This window comes from Chloroflexota bacterium, from assembly GCA_020850535.1.
GTDB lineage: Bacteria > Chloroflexota > UBA6077 > UBA6077 > JACCZL01 > JADZEM01.
In genome coordinates this window covers 1-16,428 of record JADZEM010000097.1, presented here as the reverse complement: position 1 = coordinate 16,428, position 16,428 = coordinate 1, and the positions used below count along the sequence as shown (strand labels likewise).

At 65.1% G+C, this 16,428-nt stretch carries 11 protein-coding genes; 5 read left to right on the top strand and 6 right to left on the bottom strand.

What is annotated here, in order from left to right; all coding sequences use genetic code 11:
- Positions 1-19: 19 nt before the first annotated feature.
- The 4 genes from IT306_13810 to IT306_13795 all read right to left on the bottom strand — a co-directional run bounded on the left by IT306_13810 (position 20) and on the right by IT306_13795 (position 4,426).
- Positions 20-1,288 carry an ABC transporter substrate-binding protein gene (locus tag IT306_13810; GenBank protein ID MCC7369499.1) on the bottom strand — a complete coding sequence of 423 codons (1,269 nt, stop codon included), beginning with the start codon at positions 1,286-1,288 and terminating at the stop codon, positions 20-22.
- Between the two features lie 164 nt (positions 1,289-1,452).
- A complete protein-coding gene (locus tag IT306_13805; GenBank protein MCC7369498.1) occupies positions 1,453-2,403 on the bottom strand; it encodes an ABC transporter ATP-binding protein in 951 nt (316 codons plus the stop codon).
- Between the two features lie 42 nt (positions 2,404-2,445).
- Complete coding sequence (locus tag IT306_13800; GenBank protein MCC7369497.1) at positions 2,446-3,417, bottom strand: alpha/beta fold hydrolase; 972 nt, start codon at positions 3,415-3,417, stop codon at positions 2,446-2,448.
- A gap of 7 nt (positions 3,418-3,424) precedes the next feature.
- Positions 3,425-4,426, bottom strand: coding sequence for an LLM class flavin-dependent oxidoreductase (locus IT306_13795; protein ID MCC7369496.1), 1,002 nt, complete (start codon positions 4,424-4,426; stop codon positions 3,425-3,427).
- A gap of 92 nt (positions 4,427-4,518) precedes the next feature.
- Here IT306_13795 and IT306_13790 point away from each other — a divergent pair, with 92 nt between their 5' ends.
- Both IT306_13790 and IT306_13785 read left to right on the top strand, forming a co-directional pair.
- Positions 4,519-5,700 carry a M20/M25/M40 family metallo-hydrolase gene (locus tag IT306_13790; GenBank protein ID MCC7369495.1) on the top strand — a complete coding sequence of 394 codons (1,182 nt, stop codon included), beginning with the start codon at positions 4,519-4,521 and terminating at the stop codon, positions 5,698-5,700.
- A 1,574-nt stretch (positions 5,701-7,274) separates the two neighbouring features.
- A complete protein-coding gene (locus IT306_13785; GenBank protein MCC7369494.1) occupies positions 7,275-9,797 on the top strand; it encodes a S8 family serine peptidase in 2,523 nt (840 codons plus the stop codon).
- A gap of 207 nt (positions 9,798-10,004) precedes the next feature.
- On the opposite strand, the gene IT306_13780 is transcribed toward IT306_13785, so the two are convergent.
- Both IT306_13780 and IT306_13775 read right to left on the bottom strand, forming a co-directional pair.
- The gene (locus tag IT306_13780; GenBank protein MCC7369493.1) at positions 10,005-11,261 is read right to left on the bottom strand and encodes an MFS transporter; all 1,257 of its coding nucleotides are present in this window, start codon (positions 11,259-11,261) and stop codon (positions 10,005-10,007) included.
- A 120-nt stretch (positions 11,262-11,381) separates the two neighbouring features.
- Positions 11,382-12,401, bottom strand: coding sequence for a TIGR03619 family F420-dependent LLM class oxidoreductase (locus IT306_13775; GenBank protein MCC7369492.1), 1,020 nt, complete (start codon positions 12,399-12,401; stop codon positions 11,382-11,384).
- Between the two features lie 346 nt (positions 12,402-12,747).
- Here IT306_13775 and IT306_13770 point away from each other — a divergent pair, with 346 nt between their 5' ends.
- The 3 genes from IT306_13770 to IT306_13760 all read left to right on the top strand — a co-directional run bounded on the left by IT306_13770 (position 12,748) and on the right by IT306_13760 (position 16,248).
- The gene (locus IT306_13770) at positions 12,748-13,806 is read left to right on the top strand and encodes an ethanolamine ammonia lyase-activating protein (GenBank protein MCC7369491.1); all 1,059 of its coding nucleotides are present in this window, start codon (positions 12,748-12,750) and stop codon (positions 13,804-13,806) included.
- Positions 13,807-13,816: 10 nt separating this feature from the next.
- Positions 13,817-15,436 (top strand): ethanolamine ammonia-lyase reactivating factor EutA, encoded by a 1,620-nt coding sequence (locus tag IT306_13765; protein ID MCC7369490.1) that lies wholly within the window; start codon positions 13,817-13,819, stop codon positions 15,434-15,436.
- A gap of 80 nt (positions 15,437-15,516) precedes the next feature.
- Positions 15,517-16,248, top strand: coding sequence for a class II aldolase/adducin family protein (locus IT306_13760; GenBank protein ID MCC7369489.1), 732 nt, complete (start codon positions 15,517-15,519; stop codon positions 16,246-16,248).
- Positions 16,249-16,428: the final 180 nt, after the last annotated feature.

Sequence of the window (16,428 nt, the reverse complement as noted above, 5' to 3'; positions counted from 1 at the left end):
CCCTGCCCCCGCTCCCCTGTTACGCCAGCGCGTCCTTCAGCACCGTCAGGTCGCTGGCCTTGGCGATGGGCACGTCCTCCGTGAAGAAGCCCAGATCCTTCGAGGCCCCGATGCTGAACTGGAGGTTCTTCTCGGTCAGGCCGCCGTCGTTCGGCCAGACGCCAGCATCGACGTAGCGCTGCGCGTGGTTCTCCAGGGTCGCGCTCTTGGGGATCACGACTTCCATGCGCTTGGCCGTCTCGATCAGGAACGCCGAGTTCGAGTTGACCTGCTTGTGGGCCGCCACCAGCCGCTTCACGAACTCGACGACCGTCGGGCGGTTCGCGGCGAGGAAGTCGTCGCGGACCACCAGCACGGCGTCCAGCAGGTCGGTCATCTCCTTGGCGTAGTTGAAGGTGACCGCCCACTTGTCCGGTTGGGCCTTCAGGATGGCGTCGTCGTCGCCAAGCTGGACCACGCTGGCATCGATCTGGCCGCCGAGCATCGCCTGGATGCGGTTCGGGGAGCCGGGCACGACGATGATGTTCGGCTTGGCCTCGGGGGCGTCCTTGAGGTAGAGGCGGGTCATCAGGGCCACGCTGGACACGTTCGAGTGGATGGCAACCCGCTTGCCGTCGTAGTCCTTGGCCGTCTTCATCTCCTTGAGGGCCACCATCACGTACTCGGGGCGGCGCGTCGAGGCGATGATCTTGACGGGCGCGCCCTTCGCGATGGCCGAGATGGCCGACGAGAACGCGGTGTGCGCGAACTGGACGCTGCCCTGGATCAGGGCCTGCATCGGGGCCTCTGACTCGTTCAGGTACGAGGCCTCGACCTTGACGCCGTCCTTGATCAGCGACTCGATGGCGATGCCGTTCGGCACCTTGTTGAAGTTGGTCGCCTTCTGCTGGCCGTTCGTCAGCTCACCCTCGCCGCTGACCGCCAGCTTGAACGCTGCCAGCGGGCCGGCCGGCTTCGAGGCGGCAGCAGGCGCAGCGGCGGCCGGGGCCGAGGCCGGCGCGGCGGCGGCCGGCGAAGCCGCGGGAGAGGCGGCCGGGCTTGCGGCCGGGGCTGCCGCGGCTGGGCTGCTGGCGGCAGCCGGGCTGGCCGCTGGAGCGGCCGGCGAGGCGGCAGGTGCAGCCGCCGGCTTGGTGGCCTCGGCCGGCTTCGGGGCGGTGGTGGGGGCGGCGGCCGGCGCAGACTGGCAGGCGGCCAGCATCGCGCCGGCCGTGGCCGTGACGCCGAGCAGCCAGCGTCGGCGGGTCAGGCGCAGGCCGAACAGGGGTGAGCGGTCAGCTACGGTGGACACGGTGACCTCCTTGAGGAAGCTGGAACGGGAAGCTGGAACGATGCGCCGTCGAGAGAGGTTTTCACAGAGGGTGTGGGGAGGATTGACGCAGGATGAGCGACATCTGCCGGGCCGGACAGCCGCCGGGCAGCGCGTCCGCACGGCGGCGGCGCGGTTGCTCGGCGCTACTCTTCGCCGGCCTTGACGCTCTGGACCACTTCGTTCTCGATCAGACTCCAGATGTGGTCGACGTACTGGACAAACGCGGTTGAGCGCTTGTCCTTCAGGTGGCGTGGGCGTGGCAGGTCGATGGCGACCTCCTCCTTGACCCGCCCGGGGCGCGCCCGCAGGACGATGACGCGGTCGGAGAGCAGCACGGCCTCGTCGATCTGGTGCGTCACGAAGATGACGGTCTTCTGCCGCTGCTCCCAGACCTTCAGCAGCTCGCCCTGCATGACCTCGCGGGTCTGGGCGTCCAGGGCAGCGAACGGCTCGTCCATCAGCAGGATCTCAGGGTCGATGGCGAGCGCCCGGGCGAGGTTGACCCGCTGGCGCATGCCGCCCGAGATCTCCAGCGGGTGATGGTGCTCGAAGCCCTCCAGCCCGACCAGCGCAATCAGCTCGCGGGCGCGGGCCTGGGCCTCCTTCTTCGGCACGCGCTGCAGCTCCAGGCCGAACAGCACGTTGTCGAGGACCGTCCGCCAGGGCAGCAGGCTGTCGCTCTGGAACACGAAGCCCCGGTCCGTTGACGGCCCGTGGACCGGCTTGCCGTTCAGCAGCACCTCGCCCTCGGACGGCGGGATCAGGCCGTCCGCGATCCGCAGCAGCGTCGTCTTGCCGCAGCCGCTGGCCCCCACCAGACTCACGAACTCGCCGGCCCGCACCGAGATGTTGATGTTGTCGAGCACCAGCAGCTCGTCGTCGCCGCGTACGAACGACTTGGACAGGTTGCGGGTAGCGAGCTTCACAGCCGATTCGGTGGAGACGGCCACGGATGACCCCCAGGCGTGGTAGTGAGTGTGGTGGGCAGAGGCGGTGGAATGCCAGGATGGGCCTGCGCTCGTGGGGGTGCAAGGCACGCGCCAGAACGCGTTGAGAGCCGGCGAGGCAGCGTCTGCCCTCGCCGGCTCCGTCATCCGTGCGAACGTGTCATCGGCAACGTCCCTGACGCGCCTCCGCTAGCTGGATGCTTCGGCCTTCGCGGGCCGCTCCAGGTAGACGACCTCCTCGGTGGAGATCGCCGTCTCACGGGCCTGGATCGGCGTGTAGGCGAGATAGCGGTTGTACCAGTCGACGATCTGCGGCATCACGGCCGGATAGAACTCGGTGTATGAGCGATAGTGGGTGGTTTCGGCCTGCCGGATGATCTTCTTGGGGGCGCCGGCCGCCTCGTAGAGCGCGACGGCGTGATCCTCCGGGGTGACGACGTCGTCCACCACGCTGGTGATCATCAGGGCGCGCGGGGCGATCTTCGCGACGACGTCGATGGGCCGGTAGCGCATGATGAAGTCGGCGCTCTTGAGGTAGAACTCGGGAGCGATCAGACCGTCCACGTCGCGCTTGTGGCCGACCTGCCGGCGCTCCGGCGTCTCGACCATCAGATCCTGGCGGGGGTCCACCATCTCGCCGGTGCCTTCCAACACCCAGCGGCGGCGATCCTCCTCCACGCGCTGCTTGAACGCCACCCACTCGTACTCGCGGCGCATGCGGTGGAGCCAGTCCTCGCCGTCGGCGACGACGGACTGCGCCACTACGGCCTTGATGCGGCTGTCCACGGCGGCCGTCATGATGGCGTTGCCGCCGCCCGTTCCGCCGATGCCGAACGCGCCCAGCCGGTACCGGTTCACCTCGGGGCGCGTCTCCAGGTAGGTGACGGCGTTGAGCCAGTCGTTCAGCTGCCAGTCGGGGCGGACCCAGCCGCGCTCGCCATCGCTCCGGCCGAAGCCGCGATAGTCGAACGCCAGCACGGCGTAGCCCGCCGCCGTCAGCCCTTCGTGCCAGGACAGGTAGCTCTTGGCCTCGGCCATCCCGAGCCAGCCCGGCCCCTGGACCAGGGCTGGCATCGGCTCGGCCGGGAGCACGTCAGGCGTCCGCAGGAAGCCGCGCAGCGTGACGCCATCGCTCAGGAACTCGACCGGGATCGTCTGCATGATCGGCTCAGCTCTCCATCGCCCGGAGCTTCGGCAGCACTTCCTCGCCGATGAGCTGGATGCACTCGAACCAGTCATCGAAGCGGAAGCGGAAGTCGTACACGATGTGCTGGAGGCCAGCCTCGTGGTACTTCACCGTCTCCTGGATGATGTGGTCCGGATCGCCAGCGATGATGGCGCCTTCGAGATCGTCCGGGCCGGTCCAGCCGCCCGAGGCCGGGGTGACCCAGCCGGCCTTGGCCGCGCCAGCCAGGATGCCCTGCCAGTTGACCTTTGCCAGGCCAGCCTCGCGGGTCTTGGCCGGGCTAGTGATCGGAATGGCGGCGGCCGTCGGCATCGGCTTGCCGTGCTGCTCGGCCAGCATCTGCATCCGCTCGACGCGCTTGACGAAGGTGCGAAGGGTGATGCGGCCCGGCATCCAGCCCTGGCAGTACTCGACGGCGCGGCGCACCGAGGCCGGCGAGTTGCCGCAGTACCAGATCGGGATGCTGCCCGGGGCCGATGGCGACGGGTGAATGTCCACGTCGGTGAAGTTGTAGTACTTGCCCTCGAAGCTGACCTCGTCGCCGCTCCAGACGAGGTTCATGACCTTGACCTGCTCCTCGAGCAGCTCCTTGCGGTCGATGCCGCCGAGGCCGGCCGCCGTGAACTCGTGATCGAAGGTGCCGATGCCGAAGCCGGCGATCACGCGGCCCGGACCCGCCACGAACTCCAGCGACGAGAGCGCCAGCGCCATGTTGATCGGGTGGCGATAGGGGATCAGCGAGCCGGTGCCGAGGATCAGCTTCTCGGTGACGCCCGCGATCAGCGCCAGGGTGATGGTGGGGTCGACGTGCGTCCGGTCCTGGCCCTCCATGCCGTGTGGGTGGAAGACGAGATGATCGCGCACCCAGACGGAGTCGAAGCCGTAGCTCTCGGCCATCTTTGCGCCGCGGATCAGGTTGTCCCGCGACGCCTGATCGCCAAAATGAGGAAGCAGCAGGCCGTACTGCTTCGCGACTGCACCCATACCACGCTCCCGTCAATAGTCTTTCGAAGATTGCATGCAATATACTGAACGCCGTTGCCGACTGCAAGCCGGCTCGCCGGCCCGGAGCGATGATGAGCAGCCTGCCACCGATCGATCGTGCGTACCTGACCTCGCTGCTGCCGCGGCTGATGGCCGTGCCCACCGACGTGCCGCTCGGGCTCGCCACGCTGATGGAGCCCGATGATCCGAAGCTCGTGCACTACGTGCAGGAGGTCGTGCGGCCGGAACTGTACGCTCTCGGCGCGCACGACCTGATCGACGCCGGCCGCAACAACCTCGTGGCGCGGGTCGGGCAGGGCACGAGCGGGCGGTCGTTGCTGTTGCTGACCTACACCGTGACCCAGCACCACAACCTGATGGCAGACCCGTTCCCCGGCAAGATCGCCAACGGCGCGGCCTACGGCTTCGACGAGCCGTGCGCCTTCGGGCAGGGGGTCAGCCAGAACAAGGCGCATCTGGCGGTGGCGCTGACCGTCCTCAAGCTGCTGCGCGATGAGGGGATCGACCTGCGCGGACGGCTCTACCTGGGGATCAACAACGAGGGCCGCAGCAGCCACGCCTGCACCAACACGATCGTCGGGGCGCTGGATCGGAAGCCGGACGCCTGCATCCTGCTGACCAAGTCGGACTTTGGCATTCAGTTGGGCAACCGTGGCCGGGTGGACGCCATCGTCACGGTGCGGGGCAAGGCGACCCACTCCAGCCGGCCGCACCTCGGCCACAGCGCCATCGACGGCGCGAACGAGGTCATCAACCGTATCAAGGCGATGCGCTTCACGAAGCAGCACGAGATCCTGGGCGGGCAGCACGCGGTGGTCTATCAAGTGAGCTATGACCCGCTGGCGCCGCACACCCTGCCCGAGACGGCGAAGCTGTTGGTGGACCGCCGCCTGCTGCCGGGCGACGATCCAGACGAGGCGGTGGCCGAGATCCGCGCGGCCATCGGCGAGGTGGCCCCCTACGAGGTGACCGTCGAGCGCGGGGTGTACATGCTGCCCTCGCTGATCGACCCGAACGACCCGCTCATCACGGACCTGTCGGCGGCCTACCAGGCGGTGACCGGCGAGCCGGCCCGCACCTTCTACGCCGGCGGCACCTACGACGCCGGCGGCCCGACCTCGCATGGCATCCCGTCCGTCATGTTCGGGGCCAGCGGCGGGGACTGGCCGTTGGGGATCGACTATCTGCCGCTCTCGAAGATCGTTGCCGAGGCGCAGATCGTGGCGAAGTTGGTGCTCGAGACGCTGGCGTGAGATCCTAGAACTGCGAACTGCTCCAGGCAACGCGCTGGGGAACGCCCGTGGGAGCGCTCCATTCCCGAGGCCGATCCTGGATGCGCCCTGGCGGCCTGTCAGTCGTGAACGACCGAGATGGGCTACTTCCGACGCGACCCGCGTCATCCCGAGCGACGTGAGCGTGCGAACGCAGTTGAGGGATCCTCCTCGTCAGTCGCGCCTCACCTGGAAAGGATCCCTCCACTCCGCTCGTTCCTCGCTACGGTCGGGATGAAGACGGGCACCGAGCGACCCTGCGATCGACGCCTGCCGACCCACTAGGGATAGTATCGCCACTCGGGCACCCAAACGGCACCAGCTTCGGCAGCCCGAATCGAGCGGACGATGCGATAGGCCAACGGCGCAGCAGGATGGTCGGAGTTTGCGGTCAGCATGGCTGCTCTCCCGCGAGCATCTACCCGGGACGTGAGCCTACGGTGGCGTTGGAGCGCTTCAGCGCCGGCTTGGTGTTGGAGAAGGCCCCATCCCGCCGACACCCTTACGACAGTAGAATTGGTGGTGCAAACTTGGGAAGAATATCCTGAATCCTGCCTGCACTATTGATAGTGATTCGGCGCTGTCGTATCGTTACCATCGATTCTGTAAAATACGTCGGTGAGTTGAAGATGGTGATCAAGCGTGTGGCCCCTTCAGCGCGGCACCGTCCACAACGCACCCGGGTCGTGATCTGAGGCGACGGCGTTCGTCGTTGCGTTGCGGTCATGCGGTACTTCTATGTGTCGTGCAATGTAAGTCGCCTCGCGTTGGCTAAGAACTCGTGCGCTCTCTGTTGAACGGTCTTGCCGCACCCCGTACTCGAGCGGAAGCATCATGTCAACTAGACCGACGGTGGTCACGATCTGTTGTGCTGCAATTGTTGTTTGCGTCCTCTATTTTGGCGGCGCATTCGATGTTCTGATGCGGCTTTTGGGTACGGGAACTGGACCCACACGTGAGGACAACTTTCGCGACTGCCCACGGCTACAGAGTGCCCTCTACTCGCGGTATCGGCTTTCAAAAAGCCAGGCCGAGCGAACGCGCGTAGGGATACAACTGAGGAGCACTGATACATCGGTGACTGAACGGTTCGATATTGAGGTGCATTTCTCGCGAAACCAATTCATCGTCGGTCGAGTTCAGATCGGCGACCTATGTGACCTTGCGAACGACGAAGACGTGCTCAGCGTCAGGGTTGAAACACCACCGATTCTGCCATAAAGGGATTGACCGTGTTGAGTAGGTGGAACGAACTGCGGCAGCTTGTCATAGGCTCGTTGACCATATCCATGCTCTGTTTGAGTTCAGTCCCGTCAACGTACGCCGGGCCTCAGACAGTGGAGGATTCGTCTCGGTCAATCATGCAGGGCACTCCACCAAGTCCGTCACCATCGCCCAATCGTCCTCTTGCATCGCCAGCGCCAACCGGACCACTTGCGTCGCCTGTGCCAGCCCCTAACTCGCCGCTCTCTCCGAGCGTACCAGGTCAGGCCAGCAACGGACTTCTCCTATCTGGAAAGCCCGTTCGAAACCGAATCGGCCATACGCTTGAGCAGATGATAAAGGCCGAGAAGGGCCTCATACCGGCTCATGAGGCCCGGTCTCTTGGCGTTCCATTTAATTCACCAGTGTTTGTTTCGGTTCGTGCTCAAGCCACCCGGGGAATTGAAGTCGAGCGCCTCATAAAGGCGTATTCGTCTCGAGTCGTGGGCAGGACGCAAGACTATCTGGAGGCGATGGTTCCACTTCGCCAGATCGAGGTGCTGGGAATGGAGAGCGCGATTGTCTCGATCAATCGTGCCAGTCGCCCCATTCTTTCTACGGTCGATCAGGCGATGCTCAATGATATTGGTGCCCCTATATGGAGTGGCAATAACTTTACCGGTACTGGCGTTAAGATAGGTATAATCGATGGCGGATTTCATGACTATACTAATGGATCAAGAAATCTTGGCGCGATATCTACAGAGATGACGAGTTGTAGCGAGACCACATCTTGGGGGAGTGAGCGTCATGGAACTGACGTAGCAGAGATAATCAATTCCATAGCCCCGGATGCTGAATTTTACCTGGCGTATGTGGAAGGAAGAAGCCAGCTAGAGGCCGCCGTAAATTGCTTAAATAGCAAGGGTGTGAAGATCATAAATATGTCCATGGCATTCTTGTACGACGAGGGCGAGGGACCCGGAAATGGATACGGCGCAGTGGGCGGATCGCTCCATGCCGTGAATTTGGCGAGTGCTCTGGGGATGACATTTGTAGGAGGAACTTCGAACAACGGTCAAAGGCACTGGAGTGGTCCCTGGGTTGATAGCGACAGTGATGGATGGATGAACTTTACCGGTAATGATGGATTAAATCATGGGAACCAACTTGGTCTGACGGCTGGTGGGGCTGGTAAGATCACAATGGCGATACGATGGCGCCATTCAGGTTCTGACGGTATGTCAGATTGGACTGCTGCTTGCACGGACTTTGATCTGTACGTCTATGATGTGTTACTCAATGAGATTGGTAGTTCGATTGATCAACAATACTGTGTCGATGGAGTTTCGGCGATGCATCCGCTTGAGATTATTCCAGATATCGCTCCGCCGAGTCCCATCTTCGCAAAGTTCTTCAAAATTAAATGGCAAGCAGGGCCAACGGCCAACATGGTTTTCGATCTAGCCTTTTCCACGTCATCTGACACTTATATGGTGCCGGAGCTTCAGTTTCCTGCAGGCAGCCTACTCCATCCTGCTGACACCAGTGCATCCGGGGCCGTGATGGTCGGTGCCATTGAAAAGGGGCCAACTGATCAGGTAGCAGCATACAGTGGAAGTGGACCGACCACTGACAACAGGCCCAAGCCGGATCTTGTAACGCTGACGGGAATAAGCGTCACTGGTCGAACGTTTACGGGTACCTCGGCCTCGACACCTGTGGTGGCAGGTGGTGCTGCCTTACTACGTCAAGGCCAGCCAGGACTCACCGGATCTCAACTGGCCGCAGCAGCGCGGAACAGCACGGTTCCAGTGAGTGTAAGTGAAACCTTCCGCGTCGGCAATGGTCGATTCAGGCTTAGCCCACCGCCGAGTAGCTTGAATCGTATTGTATACATCGGCACAAATGGGGACGGCCTCATTTCACGCGGCGGCGTGGACGGTTCTTCGACATGGATCCAGTCGAATCTCGGACACGATCTACAGAAGGTCGACGTGGTCTTCGCTCCGTCCCAAGTACCGCATTTGGTCTACATTATCGGACGGACAGCAGGATCTCCCGGAACGCGGAAAGAATATCGATCGACCGATAGCGGGTTGACCTGGACGCAAATCACTGACACACCAGGATCAACCAACACCATAGCAATTCGTCCGGATTCTGATACCCGATATGCCTTGTCCGGTGGCATCTTGTGGAAGTCGGTGAACGGCGGGAATTGGGCGCAGACAGCGCTGGGATCGTACCAAGTGCCAGCCCACTGCTTCTGGTACAAGAACCAGTGGGGCTCAGTGCATAGCTTCGTGCTTCCGACTGGTCCCGGGAGTACTCGAGTCTGGTTCCGTCGCACGATCCCCACATCGAACTCAAACGGCTCGAACTGTGACACGCTGATGCACTATACCGACGACGACGGCGCGACATGGTGGGGCGGCTACGCCTTCATCGCTGGCGGGCCAGGCTACCGGTTGTGGCCGAGCTATGACCAGTCGCGCATGTATATGGGCTATTCTTCCGGGCCAGTCCATCGCATCGACGTAACGTCGCCGACATCCTTGGCCGGAACGCAGGTCAGCTACGGTAATGCTGGCAACGGAAATTTCGCCAGTAACTCATTGGCTCACCTCGTCTTCTATAGTCCTGGATCCGCTGGCGGGTCTGGTGCGGGACTCAATGTGTCAGAGAACGGGGGTGTCACATACACTGCGGCCGGGACAGTCAATCCGACAGCCGGTATGGGTTTCGAGTCGGCAAGTCCGTCGAGTTGGTGGATTCCCACGGGTGGCAGTGTCAGTCACTCATCCGACAACGGCTATACGTGGTCCAGCCAGTCAACTGGTTTCGCAGGTGCCTTGACCTCGGCAGTGCGTTAGTGCGCGCCGCGCAACCTTCTCACCCTGCGCCAGCACGGGAGTCGGGTGATGGGCACCCTGAACCAGACTCAGGATCTCCGACCCTCTGAAGTGCCGAAGGGATCTAGCTGACGGCTTGGTTGTATCCGTCCGTCGCCTTCCATGAGCCACTGCGGCTAGCGATGGCGCGGAGGCTTTCTCGTGCGTGGTCAGCATGGCCTGGTCCGACTAGCGGCTGACGGCGTCGGCCTGCTTTAGGCCGGCCCGCTGGAGCCGCACCTGCCGGTCGGCCAGCGCGCCGAGCAGCGCGCCGGCCGCTGCGATGGCCATCAGCATGACCATCGTCAGGATCGTCCAGGTCGGGCCGCTCAACTGGAGGATCGTCGCCAGGACGGTCGGGCCGAGCGTCGCGCCGAGGTCCACGAAGAAGCGGTAGATGCCCAGCGACCGCCCCCGCCACGACGGCGGCACCGTCTCCGTCAGCGCGGCCGTCTGGCTGGCCGAGAAGAAGTCAGACAGGCCCAGCAGGAAGCAGGCGAGCAGGAACGTGGTGTAGGACGACGCGCCCAGGAACGCCAGCTCGCCCAGCCCGAACGCCAGGAACCCGACCACGATGACGCCGCGCCGGCTCCAGCGATCCGCAACAATCGCGCCGCCGACCGACACCGTCAGCGCCAGCACCGACGACACGGTGATCCCGGTCGCGATCTGGAGCGGCGTCAGGCCCATCGAGTCGTTCGCCAGCAGCGGCATCACGGCGTTGCGGAAGCCGAGCCGGTTGGTCACGTAGATCACGACGCCGAAGTAGATGGCGATGATGGCCGCCATCCGCATCGGCGAGACGGCCTCTTCGGGGCCGGTGCTGGCCGCGCCGCTGCTCTTGCGCGGCGTCCGCTCGGAGGCCTCCGGCAGCACCTTCAGGAAGATCAGGCCGGCCAGGATCGCCAGCGCGCCGCTGAGCAGCATCGTCGAGCGCCACCCGAACGCCTGCCCCATGAAGCCGCCGATCATCGGGTAGGCGGCGATGCCGAGGTTGTTGGAGAAGGTGAACAGCATCATCACGCGGGCGCGCGCGCCGTCACGGGCGAGATCGGCCAGGGCCGTCAGGCTGATCACGATCAGCACGCACGAGCCGAAGCCCATCACGACGCGGCTGACGATGATGCCCTGGAACGTCGGGGCGACCGCCGCCGCCACCGAGCCGACCACCAGGATGGCTGTCCCGAGGATCGCGAGTCGCCGGCGGCCGATCCGCGCTTCGAGAAAGCCGACCGGCAACGTGGCGGCGAGCCGCGCCAGCCCGAACGCCGACACCAGGATGCCGGCCGTCACGTAGTCGATCCCCTGCTCTTCCTGAATGGCGGGGATCAGCGGCGTGATGACGTTCATGCCGCAGACGGTGAGGACGATCCCCAGGGCCACGAGGAGCGCGGGAAGGGGGATGCCGAAGAGGAGGCGGGTAGAGGCGGGGGCCGGGACGGTCATGAGGATGTGGGGAAGCCTACCGCGATGTCTGGGCCTGGACAAGGCAACGACGCACAACAAGGCGTGCGTGGGATGTGGGCCGCCACCACGAACGGGTTCAGGTGGCGGCCCGGTCCGTCGTCAGTTGAAGTTCGGGATGATGTGCTCGGCCCAGAGCGTCATCTGCTCCGACAGCTCGTCCATCGTGCTGTACATCAGCTTCAGCTCGAAGTGGGAGACGCCAGCGTTCACGAACTCCTCGACCCGCCGTTGGACATCCTCGACAGACCCGAAGATGTGCCGGTCCAGGGCGAACTGGATGTTGTCCACGTCGCGCTCGTAGGTGTTGCTGCTGGTGCGGACGGTCGGCAGGGCGCGGGCCATCGCCGTGTCGCGGTCGACGGCGATGGAGGCCAGCTTCTCGACGGCGATGGTGATGTCGTCGGGGTTGCGGCCCACGCTCTTCGCCGTCTCGCGGAGGATGCCCGCGCCGCGCGCCATCTCGCTCGGGGAGAGCCAGCCGGGAATCCAGCCGTCGCCCAGCTTCGCCGTGCGCTCGGCGGCCTTGTCGGTCCAGCCGCCGACCCAGATCGGCGGGTGCGGCTTCTGGAGCGGCTTCGGGAACATCTCGGCGTCGGTGAACTGGATGGTGGGGCCGTGGAAGGTGGCCTTGTCCTGAGTCCAGATCGCCCGCATCGCCTCGGTGTACTCGTCGGTGAGCGGGGCGCGCTTCTTGAAGGGAACCTGGAAGACCTCGAACTCGTTCGACTCGAGCGACGCCTTGGAGCCGAGGCCGATGCCGACGATCAGCCGACCGTTGGTCAGGTGGTCGAGGGTGGCCGTCTGCTTGGCCAGGAAGATCGGGTTGCGGCACGGCATCACGAAGCAGGCGATGCCGATCTTGACGCGGCTGGTGTGGGCGGCCAGGAAGGAGGTCGCGGCGACGGACTCGAAGAAGTCCGGCTTCTGGTCGTCCTTGATGGCGTGGGCGGAGCCGGAGGAGATGTGGTGCCGGTGCATCTCGCCGCTCCAGACCACATGGTCGTGGAGCCAGATGGAGTCGAAGCCCATCTCCTCGGCCTCTTTGGCGGCGCGGACCATGTTCTCAACGCTGGACAACGGACCTGAGTTGGGGACGCGGACCCCGAACTGCACCTTCACAGAGAAGCCTCCTGCGACTGAATCGTTTCTGCGGGCCGCCCACGGCGGAAACACGGCGGACTCTGCCCGAACCAGGGGATTGCATGAAGAATACAGCGTTCGGGCACGCGGCTCCAGTCGGCGTGGTCGGGCGAGGTCGCGGGCTCTGGGCTTCGGGTTTCGGGTTTGGGGGGTGGAGCGCGGTGATGACGGGGGACTGAGAGCTGAGAACTGTGAACTGACCCCTCGCCACTGACAACTCGGTCGCGTTGACGCCTGAACAGTGCATGAGGTATTTTGCATGTGATCGCACGGCGGCGTGTCTCGGCCTGCTCGTGCCCTACGTCCTTCTCCGTGGAGCGAGTGTATGGCTTCCAGGACTACCAAGGAGTTCGAGGTCCATCCTTACGTCCAGTTCATGATGGACCGCTACGATCCGTACCGCCGCTGGCTCGAGCGCCAGAACGTGCCGATCCACGGCGGCGAGTACGTGCCGGACGTCAAGACCGCCGAGCTGGGCTGGTGGGAGCGCAAGGGCGGCCGGGGCGCGATCCTCAGCTTCTCCGATCAGATGGTTGCCGACGCCCACATCGTCGAGATCGCGCCAGGCAGCCAGCTCAAGCCGCAGCGCCACCTGTACGAGGAGATGGTCTTCATCTCGGAGGGGCGCGGCGCCACCACCATCTGGTACGACAACGACGGCCCGAAGCACACCTTCGAGTGGGAGAAGGCCGCCCTCTTCGCGATCCCGCTCAACGCCTGGTACCAGCACTTCAACGCCAGCGGCACCCAGCCGGTCCGGATGTTCTCGCTGACCAGCGCGCCGGTCGCCGTCGAGCTGTACCGCGACGACGACTTCATCTACAACACGAACCACGCCTTCAAGGATCGCTTCGATCCGGAGGACAAGGAGTTCTTCTCGCGGGACGGCCAGTACCTGACCGAGTACTACGGCGGCATCCTGCACGCGAACTTCATCCCGGACATCCGCGCCATCAATCTCGTGCCTCGCGAGCGGCGTGGCAAGGGCAACCGCAACATGTACATCCACATGGGTGCGGGCTCGATGTTCGCCCACATCTCGCGCTTTCCGGTCGGCACCTACAAGAAGGCCCACCGCCACGGTCCCGGCGCGCACGTGTACACGCTCGACTCGACGGGCTACACGCTGATGTGGGACGAGGGCGGCAAGCCGGAGTCGTTCCCGTGGCACGAGGGCACGGTGGTGTCGCCGGCCGCCGGCAAGTGGCACCAGCACTACAACACGGGCGTCGAGCCGTGCCGCTTCATCGCCTTCCACGCCTCGACGGCGATTCAGCGCGAGGAGGGCGGCATTGACCAGATCGACTTCGAGAACGAAGACCCGATCATGCGGAAGATGTACCTCGAAGCGTGCGAGAAGGCCGGCGTCACGGTCAACATGTAGGCCGGCCGAGATGCACGACACCGACGAAGAGCACGACCACGTCGATGGTCTGCCGGGCATGCCGCTGGGGGGCGGCGGCTCGGCAGGCTACATCCACGACCACGGCGAGGATGACGACGAGTGGTTTGACCCGGCCACCCTCACCGAGGCGTACGCTTACTCGGGCGACAGTATCGAGCTGACGACCGTCGGCATCGACGTTGGCTCGTCCACCAGCCACCTGATCTTCTCGAAGCTGATGCTGCGCCGCCTGGGGCAGCACCTGTCGAGCCGGTACGTCGTCGTCAGCCGTGAGGTGATCCACAGCTCGCCGATCCTGCTGACGCCGTACACGCCGGAGTACACCATCGACGCCGAGCAGCTCGGGGCGTTCGTGCGCCGGGCGTACGCCGAGGCCGGCCTCTCGCCGGGCGACGTGGACACCGGCGCCATCATCCTGACCGGCGAGGCGCTCAAGCGCAGCAACGCCCGCGCCATTGCCGATCTGTTTGCCAGCGAGGCCGGCAAGTTCGTGTGCGCCTCGGCCGGCCACAACCTCGAAGCGGTCATGGCGGCGCACGGCTCGGGGGCAGTCGCGCTGTCCCGCGAGAGCGGCCAGACGATCCTGAACGTCGACATCGGCGGCGGGACCAGCAAGCTCGCCATCGTGCACGGCGGCGAGGTGCTGGAGACGGCCTCATTGGAGGTCGGCGGCCGGCTGATCGCCATTGGGCAGGACGGGCGGGTCACCCGAATCGAGCCGGCCGCCCGCATGATGGCCGATGCCCTGGGCGTGCCGCTCCACCTGAACGAGCCGCTGGCGGACGCCGACCGCGCACGGATCGCCGAGGGCTTCGCGGCGTGCCTGCTGGCGGCCATGCGCCGTGAGACGCTCTCTGACCTGGGGCGGCAGCTCTGGGTAACCCCGCCGCTGGCGTCGACGCTGCCCATCGACACGGTGACGTGGTCTGGCGGCGTCTCCGAGTATCTGTACGACCAGGAGACCAGGGACTTCGGCGACCTGGCGCTGCCGCTGGCGGCGGCCATGCAGGGCCACGCAGCCCGCGGCAAGCTGCCCGCGCCGATCCACGAGGGCAGCCAGCGGATCCGGGCCACGGTGATCGGGGCGTCCCAGTTCACCGTCCAGGTGAGCGGCAACACGATCTCGATCTCGGATCCGAGGACGCTGCCGATTCACAACCTCCAGGTACTGTTCCCACGGCTGCCGGTCCGCGAGGACGTCGGCAAGGAGCAGCTTGTCGCGGCCATCGCCGACGCGTTCCGCCGCTTCGATCTGACCGAGGGCGAGGATCCGGTGGCGCTGGCGTTGTCCTGGGCGGGCACGCCCAGCTACGCGCGCCTCCGCGAGCTTGCCGATGGCATCGTGGCGGCGTTGCCCAGGAGCGTCGCGGCCGGGCGGCCCATCGTGCTGGTCTTCAGCGGCGACGTCGGCAAGAACGTCGGGGCGATCCTGCGCGAGGATGTCGGCATCACGAACGACGTGATCTCCATCGACGGCATCGAATTGCAGGAGATGGACTTCGTCGACATCGGCGAGTTGCTGGTGCAGGCGAAGGTCGTGCCCGTCGTGATCAAGTCGCTGGTGTTTCCGCACGTGGTGGCGGACTCCCGCGCCGAGCTGGCCCGCTGACGGCCTGATTCTGTTGATGTTCGCGTCATAGAGTTCGGCCGCGTTCCGAAGAGGTCTCCCGATCTAAGGAGGGCTTCCCGATGAGCGCAACCCGCTCGATCTCCCCTGAGGAGCAGAAGCTCCGCGAGAGCGTCGTCATGGCCGGCAAGATCCTCTACCGGCTCGGCCTCGTGGACTACATGGGCCACGCCAGCGCCCGCATCCCCGGCACCGACACGGCGCTGATCAAGCCGCGCCACTCCGAGGACGTGAAGGGCATGGACGGCGTCACGCCCGATCAACTGGTGACGGTGGATCTCGACGGCAACATGCTCGACGGCCCGGCCCCGCCGCCGTCGGAGCGATACATCCACACGTCGATTCTCAAGGCCCGCCCGGATGTCGGCGGCGTGGTCCACACCCACCAGACGCTCGCGACCATCTTCGGCATCACGGGGACGCCGATCCTGCCGGTGCTGCACGTCGAGTCGCCGCTGGTCGAGCACGGCGTGCCGATCTACGAGTCGCCGCGCCTGATCACCTCGAAGGAGCTGGGCGACGCGGTGGCCGAGACGCTCGGCGAGCGCGACGTCTGCCACCTGCGGAATCATGGCATCGTGGCGGTCGGCCGGACCGTCGAAGAGGCGACGATCAACGCGATCTTCCTGGAGCGGCTGGCCCGCGCGAACCTGCTGGCGCGGCAGCTCGGGACGCCGGCGGTGATCGGCTCGGAGGACATCGCCTCGTTCAAGGGGCCGATGGTCGGGTATCAGGTGCGCTGGGCGTACTACGCGAGCCTGACCGAAGAGCCAAACGTGGTGGTGAACTTCTAAGCGAGAGTAACCTCATCCCAGGCCCGGGAGGCCCTCACCCCCCATCGCGAGAGGCCCTCACCCCCCATCGCGGGAGGCCCTCACCCCCCGGCCCCCTCTCCCTGTGCGCGGGAGAGGGGGAGCAACGACAGTCTCGTGTGTCCCCCCTCTCCCGCGCACAGGGAGAGGGGGCCGGGGGGT

Coding starts and splice junctions, on each gene's coding strand:
- IT306_13805 (MCC7369498.1), bottom strand. CDS start 2,403: ATGACGGAGCCGGCGAGGGCAGACGCTGCCTCGCCGGCTCTCAACGCG.
- IT306_13800 (MCC7369497.1), bottom strand. CDS start 3,417: ATGCAGACGATCCCGGTCGAGTTCCTGAGCGATGGCGTCACGCTGCGC.
- IT306_13795 (MCC7369496.1), bottom strand. CDS start 4,426: ATGGGTGCAGTCGCGAAGCAGTACGGCCTGCTGCTTCCTCATTTTGGC.
- IT306_13790 (MCC7369495.1), top strand. CDS start 4,519: ATGAGCAGCCTGCCACCGATCGATCGTGCGTACCTGACCTCGCTGCTG.
- IT306_13785 (MCC7369494.1), top strand. CDS start 7,275: ATGATAAAGGCCGAGAAGGGCCTCATACCGGCTCATGAGGCCCGGTCT.
- IT306_13780 (MCC7369493.1), bottom strand. CDS start 11,261: ATGACCGTCCCGGCCCCCGCCTCTACCCGCCTCCTCTTCGGCATCCCC.
- IT306_13770 (MCC7369491.1), top strand. CDS start 12,748: ATGGCTTCCAGGACTACCAAGGAGTTCGAGGTCCATCCTTACGTCCAG.
- IT306_13765 (MCC7369490.1), top strand. CDS start 13,817: ATGCACGACACCGACGAAGAGCACGACCACGTCGATGGTCTGCCGGGC.
- IT306_13760 (MCC7369489.1), top strand. CDS start 15,517: ATGAGCGCAACCCGCTCGATCTCCCCTGAGGAGCAGAAGCTCCGCGAG.